At 72.1% G+C, this 23,199-nt stretch carries 15 protein-coding genes and 1 tRNA gene; 7 read left to right on the forward strand and 9 right to left on the reverse strand.

The window, feature by feature from the left end:
- Nucleotides 1-55: 55 nt before the first annotated feature.
- The 3 genes from JOD97_RS15390 to JOD97_RS15400 form a co-directional block, all read right to left on the reverse strand.
- Entirely contained in the window at nt 56-1,162 is a 1,107-nt protein-coding gene (locus tag JOD97_RS15390; RefSeq protein ID WP_209719325.1) for a dehydrogenase, read from the reverse strand.
- Nucleotides 1,159-3,564, reverse strand: a complete 2,406-nt coding sequence (locus JOD97_RS15395) for a S9 family peptidase (protein ID WP_209719328.1) — start codon at nt 3,562-3,564, stop codon at nt 1,159-1,161. The genes JOD97_RS15390 and JOD97_RS15395 overlap by 4 nt, the downstream gene beginning before the upstream one ends.
- A 279-nt stretch (nt 3,565-3,843) precedes the next feature.
- Nucleotides 3,844-3,933 (reverse strand) — tRNA-Ser (locus tag JOD97_RS15400).
- A gap of 315 nt (nt 3,934-4,248) precedes the next feature.
- On the opposite strand from JOD97_RS15400, the gene cysE reads away from it, so the two are divergent.
- The 5 genes from cysE to JOD97_RS15425 all read left to right on the forward strand — a co-directional run bounded on the left by cysE (nt 4,249) and on the right by JOD97_RS15425 (nt 12,473).
- Nucleotides 4,249-5,103, forward strand: coding sequence for a serine O-acetyltransferase (gene cysE, locus JOD97_RS15405; protein ID WP_209719331.1), 855 nt, complete (start codon nt 4,249-4,251; stop codon nt 5,101-5,103).
- A 114-nt stretch (nt 5,104-5,217) separates the two neighbouring features.
- On the forward strand, nt 5,218-6,693 hold the full coding sequence (locus JOD97_RS15410; protein ID WP_209719333.1) for an MFS transporter: 1,476 nt from the start codon (nt 5,218-5,220) through the stop codon (nt 6,691-6,693).
- Nucleotides 6,690-7,829 carry an efflux RND transporter periplasmic adaptor subunit gene (locus JOD97_RS15415; RefSeq protein ID WP_209719336.1) on the forward strand — a complete coding sequence of 380 codons (1,140 nt, stop codon included), beginning with the start codon at nt 6,690-6,692 and terminating at the stop codon, nt 7,827-7,829. The genes JOD97_RS15410 and JOD97_RS15415 overlap by 4 nt, the downstream gene beginning before the upstream one ends.
- Nucleotides 7,830-7,839: 10 nt before the next feature.
- Nucleotides 7,840-10,983, forward strand: coding sequence for an efflux RND transporter permease subunit (locus JOD97_RS15420; protein ID WP_209719338.1), 3,144 nt, complete (start codon nt 7,840-7,842; stop codon nt 10,981-10,983).
- On the forward strand, nt 10,980-12,473 hold the full coding sequence (locus tag JOD97_RS15425; protein WP_209719340.1) for an efflux transporter outer membrane subunit: 1,494 nt from the start codon (nt 10,980-10,982) through the stop codon (nt 12,471-12,473). Before JOD97_RS15420 ends, JOD97_RS15425 begins: the two co-directional genes overlap by 4 nt.
- 19 nt (nt 12,474-12,492) lie before the next feature.
- Here JOD97_RS15425 and JOD97_RS15430 read toward each other — a convergent pair whose 3' ends face one another.
- Nucleotides 12,493-13,398 (reverse strand): LysR family transcriptional regulator, encoded by a 906-nt coding sequence (locus JOD97_RS15430; protein WP_209719343.1) that lies wholly within the window; start codon nt 13,396-13,398, stop codon nt 12,493-12,495.
- Nucleotides 13,399-13,637: 239 nt separating this feature from the next.
- On the opposite strand from JOD97_RS15430, the gene JOD97_RS32995 reads away from it, so the two are divergent.
- A complete protein-coding gene (locus JOD97_RS32995; RefSeq protein WP_255585456.1) occupies nt 13,638-13,766 on the forward strand; it encodes a hypothetical protein in 129 nt (42 codons plus the stop codon).
- A 181-nt stretch (nt 13,767-13,947) separates the two neighbouring features.
- Here JOD97_RS32995 and JOD97_RS15435 read toward each other — a convergent pair whose 3' ends face one another.
- The 5 genes from JOD97_RS15435 to gshA form a co-directional block, all read right to left on the reverse strand.
- Complete coding sequence (locus tag JOD97_RS15435; protein WP_209719346.1) at nt 13,948-14,760, reverse strand: putative DNA-binding domain-containing protein; 813 nt, start codon at nt 14,758-14,760, stop codon at nt 13,948-13,950.
- Nucleotides 14,750-15,592: a DUF692 domain-containing protein gene (locus JOD97_RS15440; protein WP_209719349.1), complete on the reverse strand. Its 843-nt coding sequence runs from the start codon at nt 15,590-15,592 to the stop codon at nt 14,750-14,752. The genes JOD97_RS15435 and JOD97_RS15440 overlap by 11 nt, the downstream gene beginning before the upstream one ends.
- Nucleotides 15,592-17,055 carry an SUMF1/EgtB/PvdO family nonheme iron enzyme gene (locus tag JOD97_RS15445; RefSeq protein ID WP_209719352.1) on the reverse strand — a complete coding sequence of 488 codons (1,464 nt, stop codon included), beginning with the start codon at nt 17,053-17,055 and terminating at the stop codon, nt 15,592-15,594. Before JOD97_RS15445 ends, JOD97_RS15440 begins: the two co-directional genes overlap by 1 nt.
- 139 nt (nt 17,056-17,194) lie before the next feature.
- The gene (gene gloA / locus JOD97_RS15450; RefSeq protein ID WP_209719355.1) at nt 17,195-17,590 is read right to left on the reverse strand and encodes a lactoylglutathione lyase; all 396 of its coding nucleotides are present in this window, start codon (nt 17,588-17,590) and stop codon (nt 17,195-17,197) included.
- A 32-nt stretch (nt 17,591-17,622) separates the two neighbouring features.
- Nucleotides 17,623-19,242 (reverse strand): glutamate--cysteine ligase, encoded by a 1,620-nt coding sequence (gshA, locus tag JOD97_RS15455; protein ID WP_209719359.1) that lies wholly within the window; start codon nt 19,240-19,242, stop codon nt 17,623-17,625.
- 365 nt (nt 19,243-19,607) lie between these two features.
- Between gshA and JOD97_RS15460 the strand changes: the two genes are divergently transcribed.
- Nucleotides 19,608-23,141, forward strand: coding sequence for an indolepyruvate ferredoxin oxidoreductase family protein (locus JOD97_RS15460; RefSeq protein WP_209720458.1), 3,534 nt, complete (start codon nt 19,608-19,610; stop codon nt 23,139-23,141).
- The last annotated feature ends 58 nt before the right edge of the window (nt 23,142-23,199 follow it).

Genomic DNA, 23,199 nt, shown 5'->3' on the forward strand with positions numbered 1-23,199 from the left:
AGGCAATCTGCGGGCGCCGGACGGATGCCGGCGGAACCCGGGCGCAACCGCCGCGTCACGCGCATATCGGCCCCGCCGCGGCGGCCGCCAGCGAGGCGCCGGCGGCCGACCGCACGCGCCAGGCGTGCGCGCCGCGCGGCTCGAACCGGCAGGCGCCGATCTCCCCGCCGAAACGCAGCAAGGCCTGGACGACGCGCGGACGCGCCGCCAACGGCGCCAGGAACATCATGAAGCCGCCGCCGCCGGCGCCGGACACCTTGCCCGCCATCGCGCCGGCCTGTAGCGCCGCGTCATAAATGGCGTCGATCCGGGGATTGCTGATGGACGCCGACAGTTTTTTCTTGTTTTCCCAGCCTGTCCGCATGGACCCGACCACGCCCGATAAATCGCCGCGCAGCAGGCTGTCGCGCAGCGATATGGCCTCGTCCTTCAAGGCATGGCTGGCCTGCAGCGCGGTTTTGACGCCGCCGCGGATGTTCATGCTTTGATCGGTGATGATCTCGGCCGAGACGCGCGAGGTCCCCGTGTAATACAGAATAATGGAGGCCTCCAGCTCGCACAGCATCCAGTCGGGGACCTGCACCGGGTGGATCGATGCCGCGCGCTCGGGGCCGAATTCCATGAAATTGAAGCCGCCGAAAGCCGCCGCGAACTGATCCTGCCTGCCGCCGTGAAAACCGCACGCGACCCGCTCGATATAAAACGCCAGCTCGGCGATCGCATAGGCGCTCATGCCCAGGCCGAGAAACTCGTCGAACGCCTTTAACATGGCGACCACGATGGTGGACGAGGCGCCCAGGCCGGAGCCGGTCGGCAGATCGCAAAAAGTGCTGAGCTCGACGGCCATCGGCCGTCCGCCGCGGTAACGACGGATGACTTCGTTATACACGGCCCAGTGCAGCGCCAGCCCGCCGGGTGGCGTGAAGGTTTCACCCGGCACGCAGCGGACGCGCAGCCCCTGATCGATCGAGCGCAACACGCAAGCGCCATCGGCGCCGTGCGCCAGTTCCGCGTAGGCATAGCGGCCGATGGTCGCGTTTAGCACCATGCCCCCGTACAGATCGCAGTAGGGCGAGACGTCGGTCCCTCCCCCCGCCAAGCCCAGACGCAGCGGCGCGCGCGCGCGTATCATCGATGCCGCCCCTGTGCCATTTTGAGTCATTTTTCTTCGCCGCCGTGTTTGACAAAGCGGTCCAGCCAGCGCTGCTCCTCCCACAGCACGTGCAGGATCGATTCGCGCGCGCGGTACAGATGGTCCTCGCGCGGCAAGCCGACCAGCCGCGTGGTGCGGCCCAGGCCTTTGAGCGCCGAAAACATCCGTTCGCTCTGCAGATACGGCGTGGCGGGATTGCTGTCATCGAGCCCGTGCACCAGCAGCAAAGGGGCGTTGATTTGATCGGCGTAATTGAATGGCGACATCGCCTGGTACACCTGCGGCGCCTGCCACAGCGCGCGCGCCTCGAGCTGGAAGCCAAACGGCGTCAGCGTGCGGTTATAGGCGCCCGACAGGCCCACCCCGGCGGCGAACAGTTTGGTGTGCGCCAGCAAATTGGCGACGGTAAAGGCCCCGTAGCTGTGCCCGCCAACGGCGATGCGGCGCGGGTCGGCGACCCCGATGCGGACGATCTCGGCGACGGCCGCCTCGGCCGACGCCGCGAGCTGGCCGACATAGCTATCGTTCGGCGCCGCGCCGGCGTCGCCGATGATCGGCATGGCTGGCCCGTCCAGCACGGCATAGCCCAGCCGCAGCATCGGCAACGGCCCGCGGGGATCGACCGCGGCGTAGCGGTAGGGCGATCCCTGGACCTGCGCCGCCGCCGATTTGGACCGGAACTCCTGCGGATAGACCCACACCAGCACCGGCAGGCGGCCGTCGGCCTCGGCGCGATACCCCGGCGGCAAGTAGAGCTTGGCCGACAGCGGCACGCCATCGGCGCGCACATAAGCGAGCTGGCGGGATTCGACCGCGGACATCCACGGCGCCGGGCTGGCGTGGTGCGTCAGCTGGCGCGCGGCGCCGTCGCCCTCGCGCACGTACAGATTGGGCGGCTCGTTGCTGCTTTCGCGCTGGGTGACGAAACGCCGGCCATCGCGGTCCAGCAACGCCAGCACCTTTTCATAATACGGCGCCCGCGAGCGCCAGAGGGTCGTGAAGCGCCCGTCCGCCAGGTTGTAGCGGCTGATCAGCGGCTGATCGCCCTCCGGCCCGGCGCCGTCGGCCGAAAAGACCAGCGCCTGGTCGTCGCCGGTGGTCGCCAGCACCTGCTCGCCGTTTGCCAGCGTGCGCTGCAGCGGCTTGCCGGGATCGCCGTAGCGATCGCCGTCCGCCACCTCAAACATCAGCGTCGGCGCGGCGTCCGCCTGGCCGGGCCGCAGGCGCCAGGTGCGGGTCGAGCGCTGCCGCCCCCAGCGCTCGGCCGCCACCGCCAGGTCATCGCTTCCCCACATGATCCGGGCAAGCCGGCCCTTCAGACGCGCCAGTAAAACGGGCGGCTGGCGGAACGGCGCCGCCCGCATGTACACCGCGTCGCGGTAGTCGGCGGCCCGGGCGGGGTCGCCGTCATCGAGCGCGCTGGCCCAATACAGCGTCGCCGGGGCGTCGGCGCGCCACCCGAACTGGCGCGGGCCCGCTTCCACGACGTCGCGGTCGGTGCCGCCACGCTCCCAGGCGCCGTTTTCGTGCAAGCCAATTACGCGTGCGCCCTCCCGGTCCAGCACCTCGGTAACGCGGGGGAAGCGATCCACGGCGACGGCATCCGAATACGGGCGCAGCAGCCGGCTGGCGAGCAAATAACGGCCGTCCGGCGACGCCGCCACGGCCAGGAACCGGTCGGGGGCGCCAAGCTTCGTGACCCGCCCGCCGACGTCGACCCGCGCCAACTGCCTGGCGAGGTACCAGTCCAGCACGTCCGCGTCCTGCAGGCTCTTGAGGTGATCGGCGCCGGTTCGCGGCTGCGGTGCCGCGTTGGCAAGAAACTCCGTCATGACGGGAACGTTCTTGCGGGGCGTCGGTTCGGCGCGGGACGGCCGCGCAGGCACCAGGCTCACCAGCAGGGTGTCGGAACCCGCCAGCCAGGCGAAACCGGTGCTCAGCACGCTGTTCAGCGGCAGCGACAGCAAGCGCCGGGCGCGCGCGGCCTTGACATCCACCAGCCATAATTTGACGCCATCGTCCTCCCACAAGCTCAGGGCGAGCCATTGCTCGTCGGGAGAAAAACGGGCATCGGCGATGCGGGGCGCGGGGGGCAAGCCGCGTACCGCGACGGGTTTGCCGTCGGCGATGGAGAGGAGCGACAAGGAATTGCTAAATTGCGTACGGGCACCGGCGTGAAATTTGGTACTGATGGTCACGCCGGCCAGGCTGATGGTCTGCTCATCCACCACCTTCAAGTCGGGCATCGCCGCGCGCCCGAATTGGGCCACCACGCGGCGCAGCGGGCCGCCGAGATAGGTCGGCGCGGCGGGGGCATCGACGATGGCCTGCAGTTCCGCGCCCGGTAGCTGGTATTCCGCCGCAACGGCGGGGAGCGGGGCCGCGCTGATCAGCCGGGGCAGCAACAACAAGATGGCAACACAGACACGTCGAATTATCTTCATACAACCAAGCGGCGGGTTTAGCTCCCCCGCTTCCTGCCTCAGGCAGCCGGTAGAGGCGTCGGGATGATTATGTGGAGCATGAGATAACTATATTTTATTGTCAAGATTTATTTTATTTAAAGAAACAGGCGGGCCGGCCCCGGGGCGGCTCGTCATCGTGTGTGGGGGGGGGGGCATAGCGGCGGTCCGCCATGGCGCGGGGACGCGCCAAATGAAAAAACCCGCCGAAGCGGGTTTTTATATTACTGGCGGAGAGGGTGGGATTCGAACCCACGGTACGATTTAACGTACGCTTGATTTCGAGTCAAGTACATTCGACCACTCTGCCACCTCTCCTAATGGTCCTGCACCGCCTATTCGGCGAAGGCAAGATTATAACAGGCAACCAACCAAGACGGAAGCCCCAAAACACATCACCGGCCACGCCCCACCGGGGCGGCTCCGTGCTGCCCCCCGGCGCCAGCGACTTAGCATCAGCAATCGTGAGCCGCGCGCTCAGTATTTACGATTTGCTTCCGCCGCCCGCAGCGGCTTATCGTGTATCCGCAATCCCAGCAGCCCGGCCCGTCAAAGCGGGCGGGGGTTGCCAGCCGGCGCCGGTGTTGAGGCCGCGCGCCTTCCTCCACTCCTCCTATGCCGACAGGCGCCACCATGACCTCCTTGACCTTCGCCAGCCTTCAGCCACCCGCACCTCCGCCGCGCCGGATCGAGGGCGCGGCCAGCCATCGCCCCGCCCTCGACGGCATCTGGGGACAAGTATGCGAGGCGGCGGCGCGGCTCGCCGTCCGCGAACCGCTGCTGCGCCCCACGCTCGACGAACTCGTCCTCTCGCGCCGCAGCCCCGCCGCGCTGATCGCCGCCGTGCTGGCGCGGCGCCTGGGCGCGCGCGACATCCACCCGGCCGTGCTGCGGCCGCTGTTCGAGGATATCCTGGCCACCCGGCCGGACATCGTCGCCAGCATCGCGGCCGACCTGCAGGCGATCGTGCAACGCGATCCGGCCTGCCCCGACGCCCTGCACGCCCTGCTCAACCTGAAAGGCTTTCACGCCTTGCAGACCTACCGCATCGCGCACAGCCTGTGGCGGGCCGAGCGCAAGGAGGCCGCGTTCGCCCTGTCCAGCCACGCGGCGATGGTGTTCGCCATCGACATCCATCCCGCCGCGCGCCTCGGTTCGGGCGTCATGCTCGACCACGGCACCGGCATCGTCATCGGTGAAACCGCCGTCGTCGACGACAACGTCTCGATCCTGCAAAACGTCACGCTGGGCGGCACCGGCAAGGAACACGGCGACCGCCACCCGAAAATCCGCTCGGGCGTGATGCTGGGCGCGGGCGCCAAAATCCTCGGCAACATCGAAATCGGCGCCATGAGCAAGGTCGCCGCCGGCAGCGTGGTGCTGCACGACGTGCCCGCCCATTGCACCGTCGCCGGCATCCCCGCGCGCATCGTCCGCTACCAGCAGGTCGACAGCCGCCCGGCGTTCGAGATGGACCAAATGCCCTAGCCCGCCCCCAGACATGGCGTCTGACGCAAGAGCAAAGTGCAAATGATGCGCCTTCCGCCATGTCACACCCCGCCGTACCATGTCATCACCCTTATCGGATAAACAAGCCACTCCATGAACCTGCCATTGAAACCCATCCCCCCCGGCCAGCACACCGCGCCGGCCCCCGCCGCCGGCGCCCCGCTGTCCATGTCCGTGCGCGGCGCCCTCGCCAGCCTGTCGCTGTCCATGCTGCTGCCGGCGCTGGGCACCAGCATCGCCAACGTCGGCCTGCCCGACATGGCCCGGGCCCTTCACGCGCCGTTCCAGAACGTGCAATGGATCGTGCTGGCCTACCTGCTGGCCATCACCGCCCTGATCGTCAGCGTCGGACGCCTCGGCGACATGGTCGGCCGGCGCCGCCTGCTGCTGGCCGGCATCGCGCTGTTCGCCGCCGCCTCGGTGCTGTGCGCGCTGGCGCCGTCGCTGTGGCTGCTGGTCGCCGCGCGCGCGCTGCAGGGCCTGGGCGCGGCCGTCATGATGGCGCTGACCATGGCCTTTGTCGGCGGCGTCGTGCCCAAGGCCCGCACCGGCAGCGCCATGGGCCTGCTCGGCACCATGTCGGCGGTCGGCACCACGCTCGGCCCCGCGCTCGGCGGCCTGCTGATCGCAAGCTTCGGCTGGCAGGCCATTTTCCTCGTCAACGTCGCGCCGGCGCTGCTGGCGCTGCTGCTGGTGTACCGCTTCCTGCCGGCCGACCCGCGCGCCGCCGACGCCAAGCGGCCCGTGTTCGACCACCGCGGCACCCTGCTGCTGGCCGTGACGCTGGCCGCCTACGCGCTGGCCATGACGCTCGGGCGCGGCCAGTTCGGCGCGCGCAACGTGGCGCTGCTGCTGGCCGCGTGCGCCGGCGCCGCGCTGTTCGTGCGCGTCGAGCTCAAGGCGCCGGCGCCGCTGATCCGCCTGGCCATGTTGCGCGCGCCCGTGCTCAGCGCCGGCCTGGCCACCAGCCTGCTGGTGGCGACGGTCATGATGGCCACCCTGGTGGTCGGTCCGTTTTACCTCAGCCGCGGCCTCGGCCTGGGCCCGGCCGTGACCGGCATGGTGCTGGCGGCCGGGCCGCTGGTGGCGGCCTTTTGCGGCGTGCCGTCCGGCTGGCTGGTCGACCGCTACGGCGCCCGCCGCATGGGCGGCGCCGGCCTGTGCGGCGCGGTGGCGGCCTGCCTGGCGCTAGCGCTGACGCCGGCCACCCTGGGCATCCCCGGCTATGCCGCGCCGATCATGCTGCTCACGGCCAGCTACGCGCTGTTCCAGGCGGCCAACAACACCGCCGTGATGGGCGACATCGCCGCCGACCAGCGCGGCCTCGTGTCCGGCATGCTCAATCTGTCGCGCAACCTCGGCCTGGTCACCGGCGCCTCGATGATGGGTGCCGTGTTCGCCTACTTCGCCGGCGCCAGCGACATCGCCGCCGCCCCACCCGTCGCCATGATCCGTGGCATGCATGCCACCTTCGCCGTGGCCAGCGCGCTGATCGCCGCCGCGCTGGCCATTTTCGCGCTCCGCCGCGCCCCGATCCAAACCCCTTCGCCTTCTGGAGACCAAGCATGAAGCTCCCCCGTCCCATCCCGCCGCTGCCGGCGGCGCTGTTATCGCTGCTGGCCCTGGCCGCCAGCGCCACCCTGTCCGGCTGCGCCCGCTCCGAGGCGGCCGCCGGCGGCCCGCCGCCCCCGGCCACCGTCTCCGTGGCGCTGCCCGAAACCTCCATGGTGCAGGCCAGCCTCGAATACACCGGCCGCATCGAACCGTCGCAACGGGTCGAGGTGCGTTCGCGCGTGTCGGGCTACCTGCAGCAAATCACCTTCCGCGACGGCCAGCAGGTCAAGGCCGGCGACCCGCTGTTCGTGATCGACCCGCGGCCGTTCGCGGCCGCGCGCGACCGCGCCCAGGCCGGCCTGGCCCAGGCCGGCGCCCGCCGCAAGCTGGCCCAGGCCCAGTTCGAGCGCAGCGACCGCCTGCAGCGCACCGGCGCCGGCAGCACCGAGGAACTCGAGCGCGCCCGCGGCGAACTGGAAGGCGCGCAGGCGGCCGTGCTGCTGAGCCAGGCGGAACTGCGCGCGGCCGAACTGGAGCTGTCCTTCACCACCATGCGCGCGCCGATCGCCGGTACCGTCTCGGACCGCCGCGTCGATGTCGGCAACTATGTCGCCGGCGGCGCCGCCCAGGGCGGCGTGCTCACCACCATCGTCGCCCACAGCCCCGCGCGCGCCGTGGTCGACTTGTCGGAGGCCGACTTCCAACGCCTGCGCCAGCAGGACAAGCTGCCGGCCCGGGTCGAACTGTCGCTCGACGGCGGTCCGGTGCGCGACGCCACGGTCGACTTCGTCGACAACGAGATCGGCGCCCGCTCGGGCACGGTGCGCCTGCGCGCCAGCCTGGCCAACGCCGACCACGCCGTCATGCCGGGCAGTTTCGCGCGCGTGCGCATCCCGGTCGGCAACGCGCAGACGCGCCTGCTGGTGCCCGACGCCGCCATCCTCAGCGACCAGAACAAAAAAATGGTGCTGGTGGTGGACGAGGCGGGCAAGGTGGCGCCGCGCCGGCTCGAACTGGGCGGGCTGCGCGGCGACCGCCAGATCGTGCTGTCCGGCCTCGGCGCCCGCGAGCGCGTGATCGTCTCCGGCGCGGCCAAGGTCAAGCCGGGCGACCAGGTGCTGGTGGCCGCCGCGCGCGCCAACGGCGCATAAGGGGGCGGCCATGCGTTTTTCCCAATTCTTCATCCGCCGCCCGGTGTTCGCCATCGTGCTCTCGATCCTGGTCACCCTGGTGGGCGCGGTGTCGGCCCTGCGCCTGCCGATCTCGGAATATCCCGAGATCGTGCCGCCCACGGTGACCGTCAAGGCGACCTACCCGGGCGCCTCGGCGCAGGAGATCGCCGACACCGTCGCCGCCCCGATCGAACAGGAGATCAACGGCGTCGACGGCATGCTCTACCTGTCGTCGCAATCGGTCGGCGACGGCAAGCTCACCATCAGCGTGGTGTTCAAGCCCGGCACCGACGTCGAGCAGGCCCAGTCGCTGGTGCAAAACCGCGTGGCGGTGGCCGAATCGCGCCTGCCCGAGGCGGTGCGCCGGCTCGGCCTGGCCGTCAAGAAGTCCTCGCCCGACCTGCTGATGGTGGTGCTGTTCGATTCGCCCGAGGGCACCCGCGACCAGCAATACATCTCCAACTTCATCGGCACCGCCGTCAAGGACAAGCTGGCCCGGGTCGAGGGCGTGGGCGACATCTACAGCCGCGGCGCGCGCGACTTCTCGATGCGCATCTGGCTCGATCCGGCGCGCGTGGCCGCGCGCGGGCTGAGCGGCGCGGACGTGATCGCGGCGGTGCGGCAAGCCAACTCCCAGGTCGCCGCCGGCGCCCTGAACCAGCCGCCCGGCGTCGATGACGGCGGCGCCTACCAGGTGCAGGTGCAGGCGCAAAGCCGGCTGCGCGACGTCGCCGAGTTCGAATCCATCGTGGTCGCCGCCCCCGCCGACGGCGGCGTGGTGCGCCTGCGCGACGTGGCGCGGGTCGAGATGGGCGCCCAGGATTACACCGAAAGCGGCTTCGTCGACAACCGCACGGCGATCGCGCTGGGCATCAACCTGCTGCCGGGCGCCAACGCGCTGGCCACCGGCGAGCGCGTGCTGGCCGAACTGGAGCGCATGCGCGCCGACTTCCCGCGCGACGTCGCCTTCCACGCGCACTACAACCCGACCAAGTACATCCGCGCCTCGATCGACAAGGTGCGCGACACCATCTTCGAGGCGGCGCTGCTGGTGTGCCTGGCCATGCTGCTGTTCCTGGGCTCGTGGCGCGCGGCCGTGATCCCGATCCTGGCCATTCCGGTGTCGCTGGTGGGCACCTTCGCCGTGCTCGGCGCGCTGGGCTACTCGCTCAACACGCTCTCGCTGTTCGGCCTGGTGCTGGCGATCGGCATCGTCGTCGACGACGCCATCGTGGTGGTGGAAAACGTCGAGCGGCACATGGAGGAAGGCCTGGGCGCGGTCGCCGCCGCCCAGCGCAGCATGGACGAGGTCGGCTTCGCGCTGATCGCCATCGCGCTGGTGCTGGTGGCCGTGTTCGTGCCGACCGCCTTCATCGACGGTATCTCCGGCATGTTCTACCGCCAGTTCGCCGTCACCATCGCCGCCTCCACCGTGATCTCGGCGCTGACCTCGCTGACGCTGTCGCCGGCGCTGGCGGCGCTGCTGCTCAAGCCGCGGCGCGACCCCAACGCCCTGGGCGCGCGCTGGATGCGCGTGTTCAACGGCGGGTTCGCCCGCCTGACCGGGCGCTACGTCGGGCTGACCGGCCGCATCCTGTCGCGCCGCTGGCTGATGCTGCCGGTGTACCTGGCGGTGGCGGGCCTGACCGTGTGGCGCCTGGACGTGACGCCGCGCGGCTTCGTGCCCCAGCTCGACCGCGGCTACGCGATCGTCTCGATCCAGCTGCCGGCCGGCTCGACGCTGGCGCGCACCAGCGAGGTGGTGCGCGACGCCACCGCCCGCCTGATGAGCCACCCGGGCGTGGCCCACACCGCCGCCTTCGTCGGCACCGACGGCGCCACGTTCACCTCGGCGCCCAACGCGGCCGTCATCTTCACCATGTACAAGGACTTCGGCGACCGCGCCAGCGACGGCCTGGACGGCCCGGCCATGCTGGGCGCGCTGCGCGGCAAGCTGGCGCCGATCAGCGCGGCGCGCGTGATGGTGATCCCGCCGCCGTCGGTGCCCGGCATCGGCACCGGCGGCGGCTTCAAGCTGATCCTGCGCGACACCGCCGGCCTGGGGCCGCAGGCGCTGCAGGCGGCCGCGCGCGGCATCGTCGCCGAGGCCTCCAAGCTGCCGTCGGTGATGGGCGCGTTCACGCCGTACAACGCCATGAGCCCGCAGATCAAGGTCGACATCGACCGCACCAAGGCCGAGTACCTGGGCGTGCCGCTGCAGCGGGTCAACGAGACCTTGCAAAGCTACATGGCGCCGGTGTTCGTCAACGACATGAACCTGATGGGCAGGGTCTGGCGCGTCACCGCCCAGGCCGACGCGCCGTACCGCCGCGGCGTGGCCGACCTGGCCGCGCTCAAGACGCGCGCCAACGACGGCGCCATGGTGCCGCTGGGCGGCCTGGCCACCTTCAGCGAGGGCACGGCGCCGTTCCGCGTGCCGCGCTACAACCTGTATCCCGGCGCCGAGATCCAGGGCAACACGCGCCAGGGCTACTCGACCGGGCAGACCATCGCCGCCATGGAGGCGCTGCTCAAGGCGCGCCTGCCGGCCGGCTTCGACTACGAGTGGACCGAACTGGCGCTGCAGGAGAAACACGCCGGCGGCAGCACCGGCCTGGTGCTGGGCCTGGCCGTGCTGCTGGTGTACCTGCTGCTGGCGGCGCTGTTCGAGAGCTGGCTGCTGCCGCTGTCGGTGGTGCTGATCGTGCCCAGCTGCGTGCTGGCGACGCTGCTGGGCGTGTCCTGGCGCGGCCTGGACAACAACGTGCTGACCCAGATCAGCATCGTGGTGCTGATCGGCCTGGCGGCCAAGAACGCCATCCTGATCGTCGAGTTCGCGCGCCAGGCGATGGCCGCCGGCGCCGACGCCCGCGCGGCGGCCATCGGCGCGGCCCGCACGCGGCTGCGGCCGATCCTGATGACGTCGCTGGCGTTCCTGCTGGGCGCGATCCCGCTGATGTTCTCGACCGGCCCGGGCGCCGAGATGCGCCAATCGATGGGCACGGCCGTGTTCGCCGGCATGCTGGGCGTGACGCTGTCGGGCCTGTTGTTCACACCATTGTTTTTCACCGTGCTGAGCAGGCGCCGCGCCGCGCCCGCCCTCCGCGCGGCACCGGTCGGGGAGGCCGCATGAAGCACTTGAAGCAGATGAAGCAATTGAAACAGATAACGCACACCACCGCCCCGGCGCCGGGCGCGCGCCGCGCCGCGCCGCTGCTGGCGCTGCTGATGGGCCTGGCCGGCTGCGCGGTCGGCACGCCCACCGCGCAGCGCGCGCCGGAGGCGGTGCCGGCGGCGCTGCCGTCGGCCGCCGGCGCGGCAGGCGCCGCGGGGCTGCGCGCCGGCCCGCCGCCGGCGCTATGGTGGCAGGAGTTGGGCGACGCCGGGCTCGGGCAACTGGTGCAACGGGCCTGGCGCGACAACTACGACGTGCGCATCGCCACCGCGCGCCTGGCCGCCGCCGGCGAGTTCGCGCGGGCGGCGCGCGGCGCCCGCCTGCCCTCGCTCGATCTCGACGCCTCGGCCGGGCGTTCCCGGCTGGCCGCGATCGAAACCAGCGACGGCCAGGCGCGCGTGGCCTCGCCGGTCCAATGGGCCGCGGTCTTCAACTGGGAGCTCGACCTGTTCGGCCGCGTGCGCCACAGCGTGGCGGCGGCCGACGCCTCGGCCGCCGAGAGCGCCGCCGTGCGCGACGACGTGCGGCGCCTGATCGTGGCGCAGGTGGTGGACGCCTATCTGGAACTGCGCGGCGCCCAGCAACTGCGCGCCAGCCTGCGCGAGCAGCTGGCCAACCAGGAAGGCACCTTGCGCCTGGTGCGCGAGCGCGTCGACGCCGGGCGCGCCGCGCCGGCCGAGCGCATGCGCGCCGAGGCGCAGATGCGCCTGGCCGGCGCCCGCCTGCCCAGCCTGGAAGCGGAAGAGCGCGTCGCGCGCAACCGCCTCGCCAGCCTGACCGGACAGCGGCTCGACGCGCCGGAACTGCTGGCGCTCGACCGGCCGCTGCCGCTGGCGCTGCCGACCACGCTGCTGACCGACGAGCCGGCCCACCTGCTGCTGCGCCGGCCCGACGTGCGCGCCGCCGAACAGGCGCTGGCGGCGGCCAGCGCGCGCGAGGGCGCGGCCATCGCCGACCGCTTCCCGCGCATCAGCCTGGGCGCGCTGTTCGGCGCCGCCGGCGTGGCCGGCGACTGGAACGGCGGCGACGCGGCGCGCTGGCACGCCGGCGCCGCCTTGTCGCTGCCGCTGTTCGACGGCGGCACGCGCCGCGCCCGGGCGCGCGCGGCCGGCGCCGAGGTGCTGGCCGCGCAGGCCGGCTTCGACAAGGCGCTGGCGCTGGCGCTGGAGGATGCCGACAACGCCATTTCGCGCTGGGTGCAGCTGCGCGCCCGGCACGCCGAACTGCGCACGGCGCACCAGCTGGCGCAGGACAGCGCGCGGCTGGCGCGGGTGCGCTACCAGGAGGGCGGCGAGAGCCTGCTCGGCGTGCTCGAGGCCGAACGCATCGCGCTGGCCGCCGAGGAGCAGCTGGTGACGGCGCACCGCGACGTCGCCATCGCCACCGCGCGCGGCTACACGGCCATGGCGGGCGGCTTCGACGCCGACGCGCCGGCGCTGCGGCAATAACCTGCCGCCGGCCCCGGCCTCAGTCCGCGGCCGGCCGGCCGGCGCAGGCCTCGACCACGCAGCCGCGCAGCCAGCGGTGGGCCGGATCGGCGTCCATGCGCGGATGCCACATCAGCGACACGGTCAACTCCGGCATGCGCAGCGGCAGCGCGAAGCTGAACATGCCGGCGCGCAGGTTGCCGGTGTGCCGTTCCGGCACGGTGGCGATCAGGTCGGAGCCGGCCGCCAGCGCCAGCGCGGCCGTGAAGCCGCCGACGATGCTGGCGATCGTGCGGTGCATGCCGTGCGCCGCCAGCGCCTCGTCCATGGGCCCGGTGTCCTGGTCGCGCCGCGCCACCAGCACGTGCTGGCCGGCGGCGTAGCGCGCGATATCGATCTCGCCGCGCGCCAGCGCGTGGCCCTGGCGCACCACGCCGACGAAGCGGTCGGCGAACAGGCGGCGCGCGCGCACCTCGGGGCTGGTGAAGCCGCCGATCACGCCGGTTTCCAGGTCGACGCTGCCCTCGCGCAGCAGCACGCTCTCGCGGTCGCTTTTCTGCACGAAGCGCAAGCGCACCCCGGGCGCCTGGGCACCGATGTGCGCCAGCAGCGCCGGGCCGAAATTTTCCACGAAACCGTCGCTGGCGCGCAGTGTGAAGGTCTGCTCGAGCTGGCGCGGGTCCAGTTGCCGCGCCGGCGCCAGCACGGCCAGCGCCTCCCCCAGCAGCGGGCCGACGCGCTCGCGCAGCTCGAGCGCGCGCGGCGTCGGCACCAGTTCGCGGCCGGCGCGCACCAGCAGCGGATCGCCGGTGGTCTCGCGCAGGCGCGCCAGCGCGCGGCTCATGGCCGACGGACTCAGGCGCAAGCGCTGGGCGGCGCGCGTGACGCTGCCCTCGGTCAGCAGGACATCGAGGGTGATGAGCAGGTTCAGATCCGGTATTGACATGGTTTCCCACCTTAACATGATTTGCCGGCGCCCCGGCGACAAGGCGCCGGACGCACAGATAGATTGCGCGCCGCACGCCTTGTGGCGCGCCCGGCGCGGCGCTACGATGAATGCATCGCCACTTCGATCGAGACCGACATGCCAGCTGTAGCCGTTGCCGCCGTTCCCGTTCTCCTTTCCCTTGGCCTCGCCGCCGCTGCCGCCTATCGCGCGGCGGCGACGGCGACCGGGGGCGCGCGGTGAGCCGCCTGCTGTCGTGGTTGACGCGGCGCGTCGCACCCGGCCGCGCGGAGCGGGCGGCGACCGCGCCCGCCGACGCCTATCCGCTCGACGCCACCGGCTGGGGCACGGGCGGCTGGCCACTGTAATCGGCCCCTGTAGGGCGGATTAGCGCAGCGTAATCGGCCATGCGTGCGTCATCGGCGGCTCATCGATGGCCGATTACGGCGTTCCGCCTAATCCGCCCTACGCTAAGTTAAGCAGACATCGGAACCACGTAGGGCGGATTAGCGCAGCGTAATCCGCCATGCATGCGTTATCGGCGGCTCATCAATGACCGCTTACGGCGTTCCGCATCTCAGCGTCGGCGCGCACCAGCACGCCATCATCCAGCCAGCGTAGCAGCAACGGCGCCGGCGCGAACGGCGCGCCGGCCGGACCGTGCGCCGCCTGCGCCGCCGCCAGCGCCTCGCCCAGCGTGGCGCCGGCGGCCAGCACCTCGAGCGCGGCGGCCTCGGCCGCGTCAAGCTCGCGCACCCGCGCCGTCCAGCCGCCACGGTACACCAGCGCCAGCGTGTCGCCCTCGGCGCTGGCCGGCATGGCGTGCGCCGCCGGCGCCTGGTGCGCCAGCCAGATCGCCGCCGCCCGCCAGCGCGAGCGGAACAGCGCCGCCGCCGGATGCAGCGCCAGGCGCCAGGCGTCGAACTGGCTGGCGCCGGCCGCCCGCACATCGTCGAGCGTCACGGCGGCGGCGTCGGGCGCGCCATGGGCCTGGTGCAGCAGCCATTCGAGCCACGCCACGTCGGCGAAGTAGCGGTGCGCGGCGGCGCCCGGCCAGGTGTCCAGGAACGCGGCCAGGTCGGCGCCGAAACGGGCCAGGTCGGCGCTGCGCGAGGGATGGGCGGCGCCATAGGCGCGCGCCAGCGCCGCGAACCAGGGCGCGCCGCCGAGCGCGCGCAGCACCGGATAGACCAGCTCCAGCGAACGCAGGTGGTGCTGGCGCAGCGCCTGGCCATAGCGCGCCAGGCCGTCGGCGCCGGCGTCGGCGCCGAGCCACGGCGCCAGCGCGCCCGCGTCCGGCGTGGGCGCGCTGATCTGCGCGCCGAACGCCGCCTGCAGGCGCGCCAGCTCCTCAAGCGTCATCGCCAGCCGCCATCACGGTTGCCGCCAGCGCCCGCGCGCGCGCCACCTCGTCGAGCAGCGTGGCGAACGGCGGCAGGTTGGTGTCCCATTCGACCAGCGTCGGCACCGCGCCGTAGCGGCGCACGGCGGCGTGGTACAAGTCCCACACGGCGCCGGCCACCGGCGCGCCATGGTGGTCGACCAGCACGCCGCCGTCGTCGCAGTGGCCGGCCAGATGCAGCTCGCCCACCAGGCCCGGCGCCAGCGCCGCCATCGCGGCCAGCGCGTCCTCGCCGTGGTTGCATTGATTGACATACAGGTTATTGATATCGAGCAGCACGCCGCAGCCGGTGCGGCGCGCCACCTGGGCCAGGAAATCGGTCTCGCCCCAGCTGTCGCCGGGAAAGCGCAGGTGGGTCGAGACGTTCTCCAGCAGGATGGGGCGGCGCAGCACGTCCTGGATCAGCGCCACGCGCTGGCACACCAGTTCCAGGCTGGCGCCGTTCAGCGGCAACGGCAGCAAGTCGTTGAGCGCGGCGTCGGCCGTGGCGTTCCAGCACAGGTGTTCCGACACCAGCATCGGGTCGATGCGCCGCGCCAGGGCGGCGACGCGCCCTAGGTGCTCGCGCGAGAAGCCGTGCACCGAGCCGATGCCCATGCCGACGCCGTGCAGCGCGACCGGATAGTCGGCGCGCAGCGTTTCGAGCACGTGCAAGTCCCAGCCGCCCTCGGCCAGGTAATTCTCGCTGTGGACCTCGAGCCAGTCCACCGGCTGGCGCCGCGCCAGAAAGTCCCGGTAATGCGCGCCGCGCAGGCCGACGCCGACCATCGGCGCCGGCGCCGCCGCCCGCATCAGGGCCGGCCGCGGGCGCCGGCCGGCGCCGCGCCGGAGCGCGCCGCGGCGGCGGGCGGGGTGTCCATCTCGCGCACCACGCGCAAGCCGATCCAGCCGCGCCGCCCCTCCCCGCCCAGGCCCAGGCGGGTGGCCGCGCGCACGAAGGCGGGCGTGTCGGTCCACGAGCCGCCACGCGCCACGCGCTTCTTGCAACCGGCCTCCACCCAGGCGCTGCCGTCCTTCGGCGCGCCCTCGTAGTCGCTGTGCCAGCAATCGGCGGTCCACTGCCACACATTGCCCAGCACGTCGTACAGCCCCGCCGGATTGGGCGCGAAGCTGCCCACCGGCGCGGTGGTGAGCCAGTTGCCGGCGCCGGAGGCCACGCCGCCGCAATGCTTCTGCTGCGGACAATCGTCCGGGCCGTACTTGGCGTCGCCGCGGGTGATGTCGTCGCCCCACCAGCGCGCCGTGACGGTGCCGGCGCGCGCCGCGTATTCCCACTCGGCCTCGGTGGGCAGGCGGTAGCGCGCGCCGCTCTTGGCCGACAGCCAGCGCAGGTAGCCCTGGGCGTCGTTCCAGCTGACGTTGACGGCCGGCCGGTCGCCGCGCCCCCAGCCCTCGTCGGCCGGACGGTAGCCGTCGCAGCCGCCGTCCTTGACGCAGGCGTCGAACTGCGCGAACGTCACGCTGAAGCGGCCGATGGCGAACGGCCGCGCGATCTCGACCGGATGCTGGGTTTCATTGCCGAAGCGTCCGCGCTCGCCGGCCGGCGAACCCATCACGAAGCGCCCGGCCGGCAGCGGCACCATCTCCGGGCACGCGGCGTCGCAATCGCGGAACGCCGCGCCGGCCACCACCGCGCTGGTGCGGCCGGGGTCGACGGCGCCGAGCTTTTGCCGGGACAGATAGACCGACAGGTTGGCGATGTCGGCCTCGGTCAGCGCGGCGACGGCGGTGTTCATCAGCGGGCTGGCGCGGGTGTGGTCGCGGAAGGCGCGCAGTTGGCCCTCCAGGTAGCCCGGGTTCTGCCCGGCCAGGTGCGGATAGTCGGCCGCGCCGGCGTTGCCCTTCGGTCCGTGGCAGGCGGCGCACGCCGGCAGCGCGCGCGCCGCGTCGCCGCGGTGGTACAGCGCGTCGCCGGCGGCGACGTCGGCCGGCGGGCCGGTGCGGGCCGGCGCCGCGCCCGGGCAGGCCAGCGGCGCCGCCTCCACCTTGCCGCCCAGCGCCGTGCAGGTGCCGGCCGGAACGGTCATCCATTCGCCCGGGTCGCGATCGACCGTGGCCATGCCGGAGCACAAATGGAAGCAGGTGGTATTGGCGCATTCATTCTGGCCGGCCTTGGCCACGCCATAACAGATTTCGGTCGCGCCGCCGGGCTTTTGGTCCGCCGCCCGCGCCGCCGCCGGCAGCGCCACGGTCAGCGCGCACGCGGCGGCCACGGCCGCCTGGGCCAGCGCCTGCGCGCTCATGCCCGCGCTCATGTGCGCGCTCCCGGTCGCTGCGGCGCCGGCGCCGGGCCGGCCTTGCTTGCGTTTGATACTTGCACCATTCAGTGGTTCCCTTTTAAAAAAATACGTGGCGGAGAAAATGCATGGCGGGCGCCGCGCCGTGGCGCCAGCCTCAATCGTAGCACGCGCTCTCCTCGATCAGTTCGATGCGGTAGCCGTCCGGGTCCTGCACGAAGGCGATGACGTTGTTGCCGTGTTTCATAGGCCCGGCCTCGCGCGTGACGGTGCCGCCATGGGCCCGCACCTTGGCGCACACGGCGGCGGCGTCGTCCACCGCCAGCGCCAGGTAGCCGAAGGCGTCGCCGTGGGTGTAGCCGTGGCGGTCCCAGTTGTGCGTCAGCTCGATGGCGGCCTGCGCCGGCGCCGCGCCGTGGGCGACGACCACGCGCGTGAAGCGGGCGTCGGGATAGTCGTGGCGCCGCTGCGGCGTCATGCCCAGGGCGTGCTCGTAAAAGTGCAGCGCGGCGTCGAGGTCGGTGACGCGCAGCATGGCGTGGAGGATGCGCATGGCGTAAGGGCTCCGGTGGATAGTGGGTCGGCTCAGGCCACGCGCTGCTGCGGGGCCAACGGCTCGTCGGGCACGGGCAGGTAGCGCGCGCCGGCCTGGTAGCGCTGGACGAACTGGCCGAACTCGCCGCTGTCGGCGCGCTCGACGCGCTGCTGCTCGGCCAGCGAGGCCGCCGCCTCGGCGGTGAAGCGCGCCAGCGCCGCCGGATCCAGCGGGCGGCCGCGGAAATGCGCCGCGTGCTCCTCGCTGCGGCGCAGCGCGAAGGCGTCGAAACTGCCCTGCTCGGCGCGGATCGCCTCCAGCACGCGCGCCGACGGCGTCAGCGCCACGTCGGCCAGCTTGGCGCGCTGCGCCGCCAGCGCGGTGGCGCACTCGGCGCCGCCGCGGGCGCGGTCGAGCAGCGCGGCCATCGGCGCGATCCGCTCGAGCAGTTCGCCGGCCCAGTCGCGCAGGCCGACCTGGCGGCCGTGGCGCTCGAGCAGCAGGCCCGGACGGCGGCCCTCCTTGACGGTGCGGGCGAAATTCTCGGTGTTTTCGCGGCTCTCGTCGCCGCCCGTGAGCGGACTGTCCTCCAGCGCGCAAAACAGCAGGAAGGCGTCGAGGAAATGACAGGTGCCGGCGGCGATGCCGAGCGGCTCGAACGGGTCGACGTCGAGGCAGCGCACCTCGACGTACTGCACCCCGCGCTGGGCCAGCGCGTGCAGCGGGCGCTCGCCGCTGTGGACCACGCGCTTGGGCCGGATCGCCGAGTAATACTCGTTCTCGATCTGCAGCCGGTTGGTGTTGATCTGCACCCACTCGCCGGCGCGCCGCGTGCCCAGTTCGACATACGGCAGATAGGGGTGGTTCATCGCCGCCGCCAGGCTGGTGATATAGCTGTCGAGCGTGTTGTAGTCGGGCGTCAGGCCGGCCTGGGCGTCGTTCTGGTAACCCATGTCGCTCATGCGCAGGCTGGTCGCGTACGGCAGGTACACCGTGTCGGCCGACAGTTGCTCGAGCGGGAAGGCGCCGCCGCCCTGGAAGTGGTTCGACAGCGCCGGCGCGGCGCCGAACAGGTACATCAGCAGCCAGCCGTAGCGGCGGAAGTTGCGGATCAGGGCGATGTAGCTTTCGGATTGGAAGCCCATCGCCGTCTCGCCGTCGCCCTCGACCGCGCGCAGCCGTTCCCACAGCTCCGGCGGCAGCGAATAGTTGTAGTGGATGCCGGCGATGCACTGCATGCTTTTACCGTAGCGCAGCGCCAGGCCGCGCCGGTACACATGCTTGAGCATGCCGATGTGCGAGGTGCCGTACCAGGCGATCGCGATGTCCTCCTCGGCCGGCAGGCGGCACGGCATCGAATGGCTCCACAACATTTCGTCGCCCAGCCCGCCGAACACGAAGCGGTGCAGCGCGTCGTAGCCGTCGAGCATGGCGGCGGTGTCGCGCTCGGGCGGCGTGATCAGTTCGATCAGGGCCTCGGCGTAATCGGTGGTGATGGTCGGATGGGTCAGGGCCGAACCGAGCGCGGGCGGGTGGGCGCTGGCCGCCAAGTGGCCGCGGCGGTCGACCCGCAGCGCCTCGCGTTCGATACCGCGCAGGCCCTGCGCCAGCAGCGCCAGGCCGTCGGCGCCGTCCAACAGCGCCATGCGGCGCGTCAAAGATGAACTCATAACTGTGCTGCCTTCACAAAAAAGGGAGGGTTCGGCTTGCCGTCTCGACAACAACGATAAGCCCGGGGCCGGCTGCGCACAACTCGCAAATGCTGAGTGCCGGGATCAGCGGCGCTGAGGCCGGCCGGCATCAGCGTTGTGGAGCGCTGCACTCAGCATTTGCGAATTGCGCGGTGCGGCGCGGCCCCGTATCTTGACAATCGAATATCGATAGACGAAAAAGTTTGGTGGACGCGCTCCAGGCCGCAATCACGGCGGGCGCGCCGCCTTCCCCCCGTATCCGGCGCGCCGGAACGGTCCGCGTACACGAGGCACACCGACGCACACATGGCAATGGGAGAATACAGGTGGAAGTGATGGATAAGATGGTCGTGGGCGACCCGGGCGTTGTACGCCTGAGCAACTATGCGCTGGAAGACAACCTGCTGGCCCGCGACGGCCGCGTGTTCCTGACCGGCACCCAGGCGCTGGTGCGCCTGCCGCTGATGCAGCGCTGGCTCGACCGCGAGCGCGGCCTCGACACGGCCGGCTTCATCAGCGGCTACCGCGGCTCGCCGCTGGGCGGCTACGACCAGGCGCTGTGGCGCGCGCGCGGCGTGCTCGAGGCGCAGCAGATCCGCTTCCTGCCGGCCATCAACGAGGAGCTGGCCGCCACCGCCGTGCTGGGCAGCCAGCAGGTCGAGACCGACCCCGAGCGCACCGTCGCCGGCGTCTTCGCGCTGTGGTACGGCAAGGGGCCCGGCGTCGACCGCGCCGGCGACGCGCTCAAGCACGGCAACGTGTATGGCGCCTCGCCGCACGGCGGCGTGCTGGTGGTCGCCGGCGACGACCACGGCTGCGTGTCGTCGTCGATGCCGCACCAGAGCGATTTCGCGATGCAGGGCTGGAACATGCCGATCGTCAATCCGGCCAGCATCGCCGACTACCTCGAATTCGGCCTGTACGGCTGGGCGCTGTCGCGCTTTTCCGGCATGTGGGTGGGGTTCAAGGCCATCTCCGAGACCGTCGAGAGCGGCGCCACGGTCGACCTCGACGCGGTGCGCACCCGCTTCGAGCAGCCGCCCGAGTACACGGTGCCGGCCGGCGGCCTGCACTACCGCTGGCCCGACCTGCCGGGCCTGCCCATCGAGACGCGCCACGCGCACAAGCTGGCCGCCGTGCACGCGTTCGCGCGCGCCAACGCGATCGACCGGCTGCTGTGCCCCAGCCCCGCCGCCGAGATCGGCATCGTCACCTGCGGCAAGGCCCACCTCGACGTGCTCGAGGCGCTGCGCCGCCTGGGCCTGGGGCTCGACGCGCTCGAGCGCGCCGGCGTGCGCCTCTACAAGGTCGGGCTCAGCTATCCGCTCGAGCCGACCCGGCTGGGGCGCTTCAAGGACGGCTTGAAGGAAATCCTGGTGATCGAGGAAAAGGGGCCGGTGGTCGAGCAGCAGATCCGCAACCTGTTCTACAACCTGCCCGACGGCGCCCGCCCGCTGGTGCTGGGCAAGCTCGACGCCGGCGGCGCGCCGCTGCTGCCGGCCCAGGGCGAACTGCGCCCCTCGCGCGTGGCCGGCGTGCTGGCGGCCTGGCTGGCGCGCCACCATCCGGGGCTCGACCGCCGCGCCCTGCTGCCCGGCTTCGCGCCGGCCGCGCCGCTGTCGAACGCCGCCGACGGCGTGCGGCGCCTGCCGTACTTCTGTTCCGGCTGCCCGCACAACAGCTCGACCAAGGTGCCGGCCGGCTCGCGCGCCCAGGCCGGCATCGGCTGCCACTTCATGGCCTCGTGGATGGAGCGCGACACCACCGGACTGATCCAGATGGGCGGCGAGGGCGTCGACTGGGTGGCCCATTCGATGTTCAGCGCCACCCCGCACGTGTTCCAGAACCTCGGCGACGGCACCTATTTCCACTCGGGCTTCCTGGCGATCCGCCAGGCCATCGCCGGGCGCGCCAACATCACCTACAAGATCCTCTACAACGACGCCGTGGCCATGACCGGCGGCCAGCCGATCGACGGCAACCTGGCGGTCGACGCCATCGCCTGGCAAGTGCACGCCGAGGGCGCCCGGGCGATCGCCGTGGTCAGCGACGCGCCGGAGAAATACGCCGGCCTGCGCGGCCGCTTCCCGCCGCCGGCCACCTTCCACGGGCGCGACGAGCTCGACGCGGTGCAGCGGCGCCTGCGCGAGATCGCGGGGGTCACCGTGCTGATCTACGACCAGACCTGCTCGGCCGAGCTGCGCCGGCGCCGCAAGAAAAAGCAATTGCCCGAGCCGGCGCGCCGGCTGGTCATCAACAGCGCCGTATGCGAAGGCTGCGGCGATTGCGGCGCCGCCTCGAACTGCATGTCGCTCACGCCGCTCGAGACCGACTACGGCCGCAAGCGCGCGATCGACCAATCGTCGTGCAACAAGGACTACTCGTGCGCCGACGGCTTTTGCCCCAGTTTCGTCTCGGTGCGCGGCGGCGCCCTGCGCAAGGCGGCCGCGGCCGAGGTCGACCCGCAGGCGCTGCGGCGCGCCGCCGCCGCCCTGCCGGCGCCGGCCGCGCACGCCTGGCAGGGCCCCTACAACCTGCTGGTGACGGGCGTCGGCGGCACCGGCGTGGTGACGGTCGGCGCGCTGGTGTCGATGGCCGCCCACCTTGAGGGAAAGCAGGCCTCGGTGCTCGACTTCATGGGCTTCGCGCAAAAAGGCGGCGCCGTGCTGTCGTTCGTGCGCCTGGCCCTGGCCGGCGCCGACCTGCACCAGGCCCGCATCGACGTCGGCCAGAGCGACGCCATGCTCGCTTGCGACATGGTGGTGGGCGCCGGCGCCGACGCGCTGCAGACCCTGCGCCACGGCCACACCCGGGTGGTCGCCAACACCCACCGCTTCCCCACCGCCGCCATGGTGCGCGATCCGGACGCGCCGCACCACGCCGGCGCGCTGATGGACAAGCTGCACCACGCCGTCGGCGCCGAACGCGTGGCCGAATGCGACGGCCAGGCGCTGGCGCGCCAGCTGATGGGCGATACCGTCACGGCCAACATCCTGCTGATGGGCTTTGCCTGGCAGCGCGGCCTGATCCCGGTCGGCCTGGCGGCGCTCGAACGGGCCATCGCGCTCAACGGCGTGGCGGTCGACGCCAACCTGACCGCCTTCGCCGCCGGGCGCCTGGCCGCCAGCGGCGCGCCGCTGCCGCGCGGCCTGGCCGAGGCGCCGGCGGCGCCGCCGGACGACAGCCTCGAGGCCTTGGTGGCGCGCCGCGGCGCGATGCTGGCGCGCTACCAGAACGCCGCGCTGGCGGCGCATTTCGAAGCCTTCGTGGCCCGCGTGCGCGAGCGCGAGCGCGCCGTGCTGGGCGCCGCGGCGGCGCCGGCGCTGTCGCTGGCGGTGGCGCGTAACTACAGCAAGCTGCTGGCCTACAAGGACGAATACGAGGTGGCGCGGCTGTTTTCGGACGGCCAGTTCCAGCGCGAGCTGCGCCAGCAGTTCGAGGGCGATCTGACGCTGACCTTCCACATGGCGCCGCCGCTGCTGGGCACGCGCAAGCGCGCCTTCGGCCCGTGGCTGGGCCGGCTGCTGCCGGTGCTGGCCAAGGGCAAGTGCCTGCGCGGCACCCGGCTCGACGTGTTCGGCTACAGCGCCGAGCGGCGCCGCGAGCGCCAGCTGATCGGCGACTACGCGGCGCGCCTCGAGGCGCTGCTGCCGCGCCTGACGGCGCAGAACCTGGCCGCCGTCGTCGCGCTGGCCGAGCTGCCGCAGACCATCCGCGGCTACGGCCACGTCAAGCTGGCCAGCATCGACGCGGCCGAACAGCGCGCGGCCGCGCTGCTGGCCGCGCTCGATCAGCCGGTGCCGCCGGCCGCGGCCGTGACTGCGGCGCCGCCGGCGCGCCCGCCGATGCGCACCATCGCCATCCGGCGCTACCAATGAGTCCCGCGCCAGCGGCCCGCCCGGGCCGTCCGGCCGCGGCCGCTTCCCCCACCCACCG

The organism is Duganella sp. 1411 (genome assembly GCF_017833525.1).
In the GTDB taxonomy this organism is placed as follows: Bacteria; Pseudomonadota; Gammaproteobacteria; order Burkholderiales; family Burkholderiaceae_D; genus Rugamonas.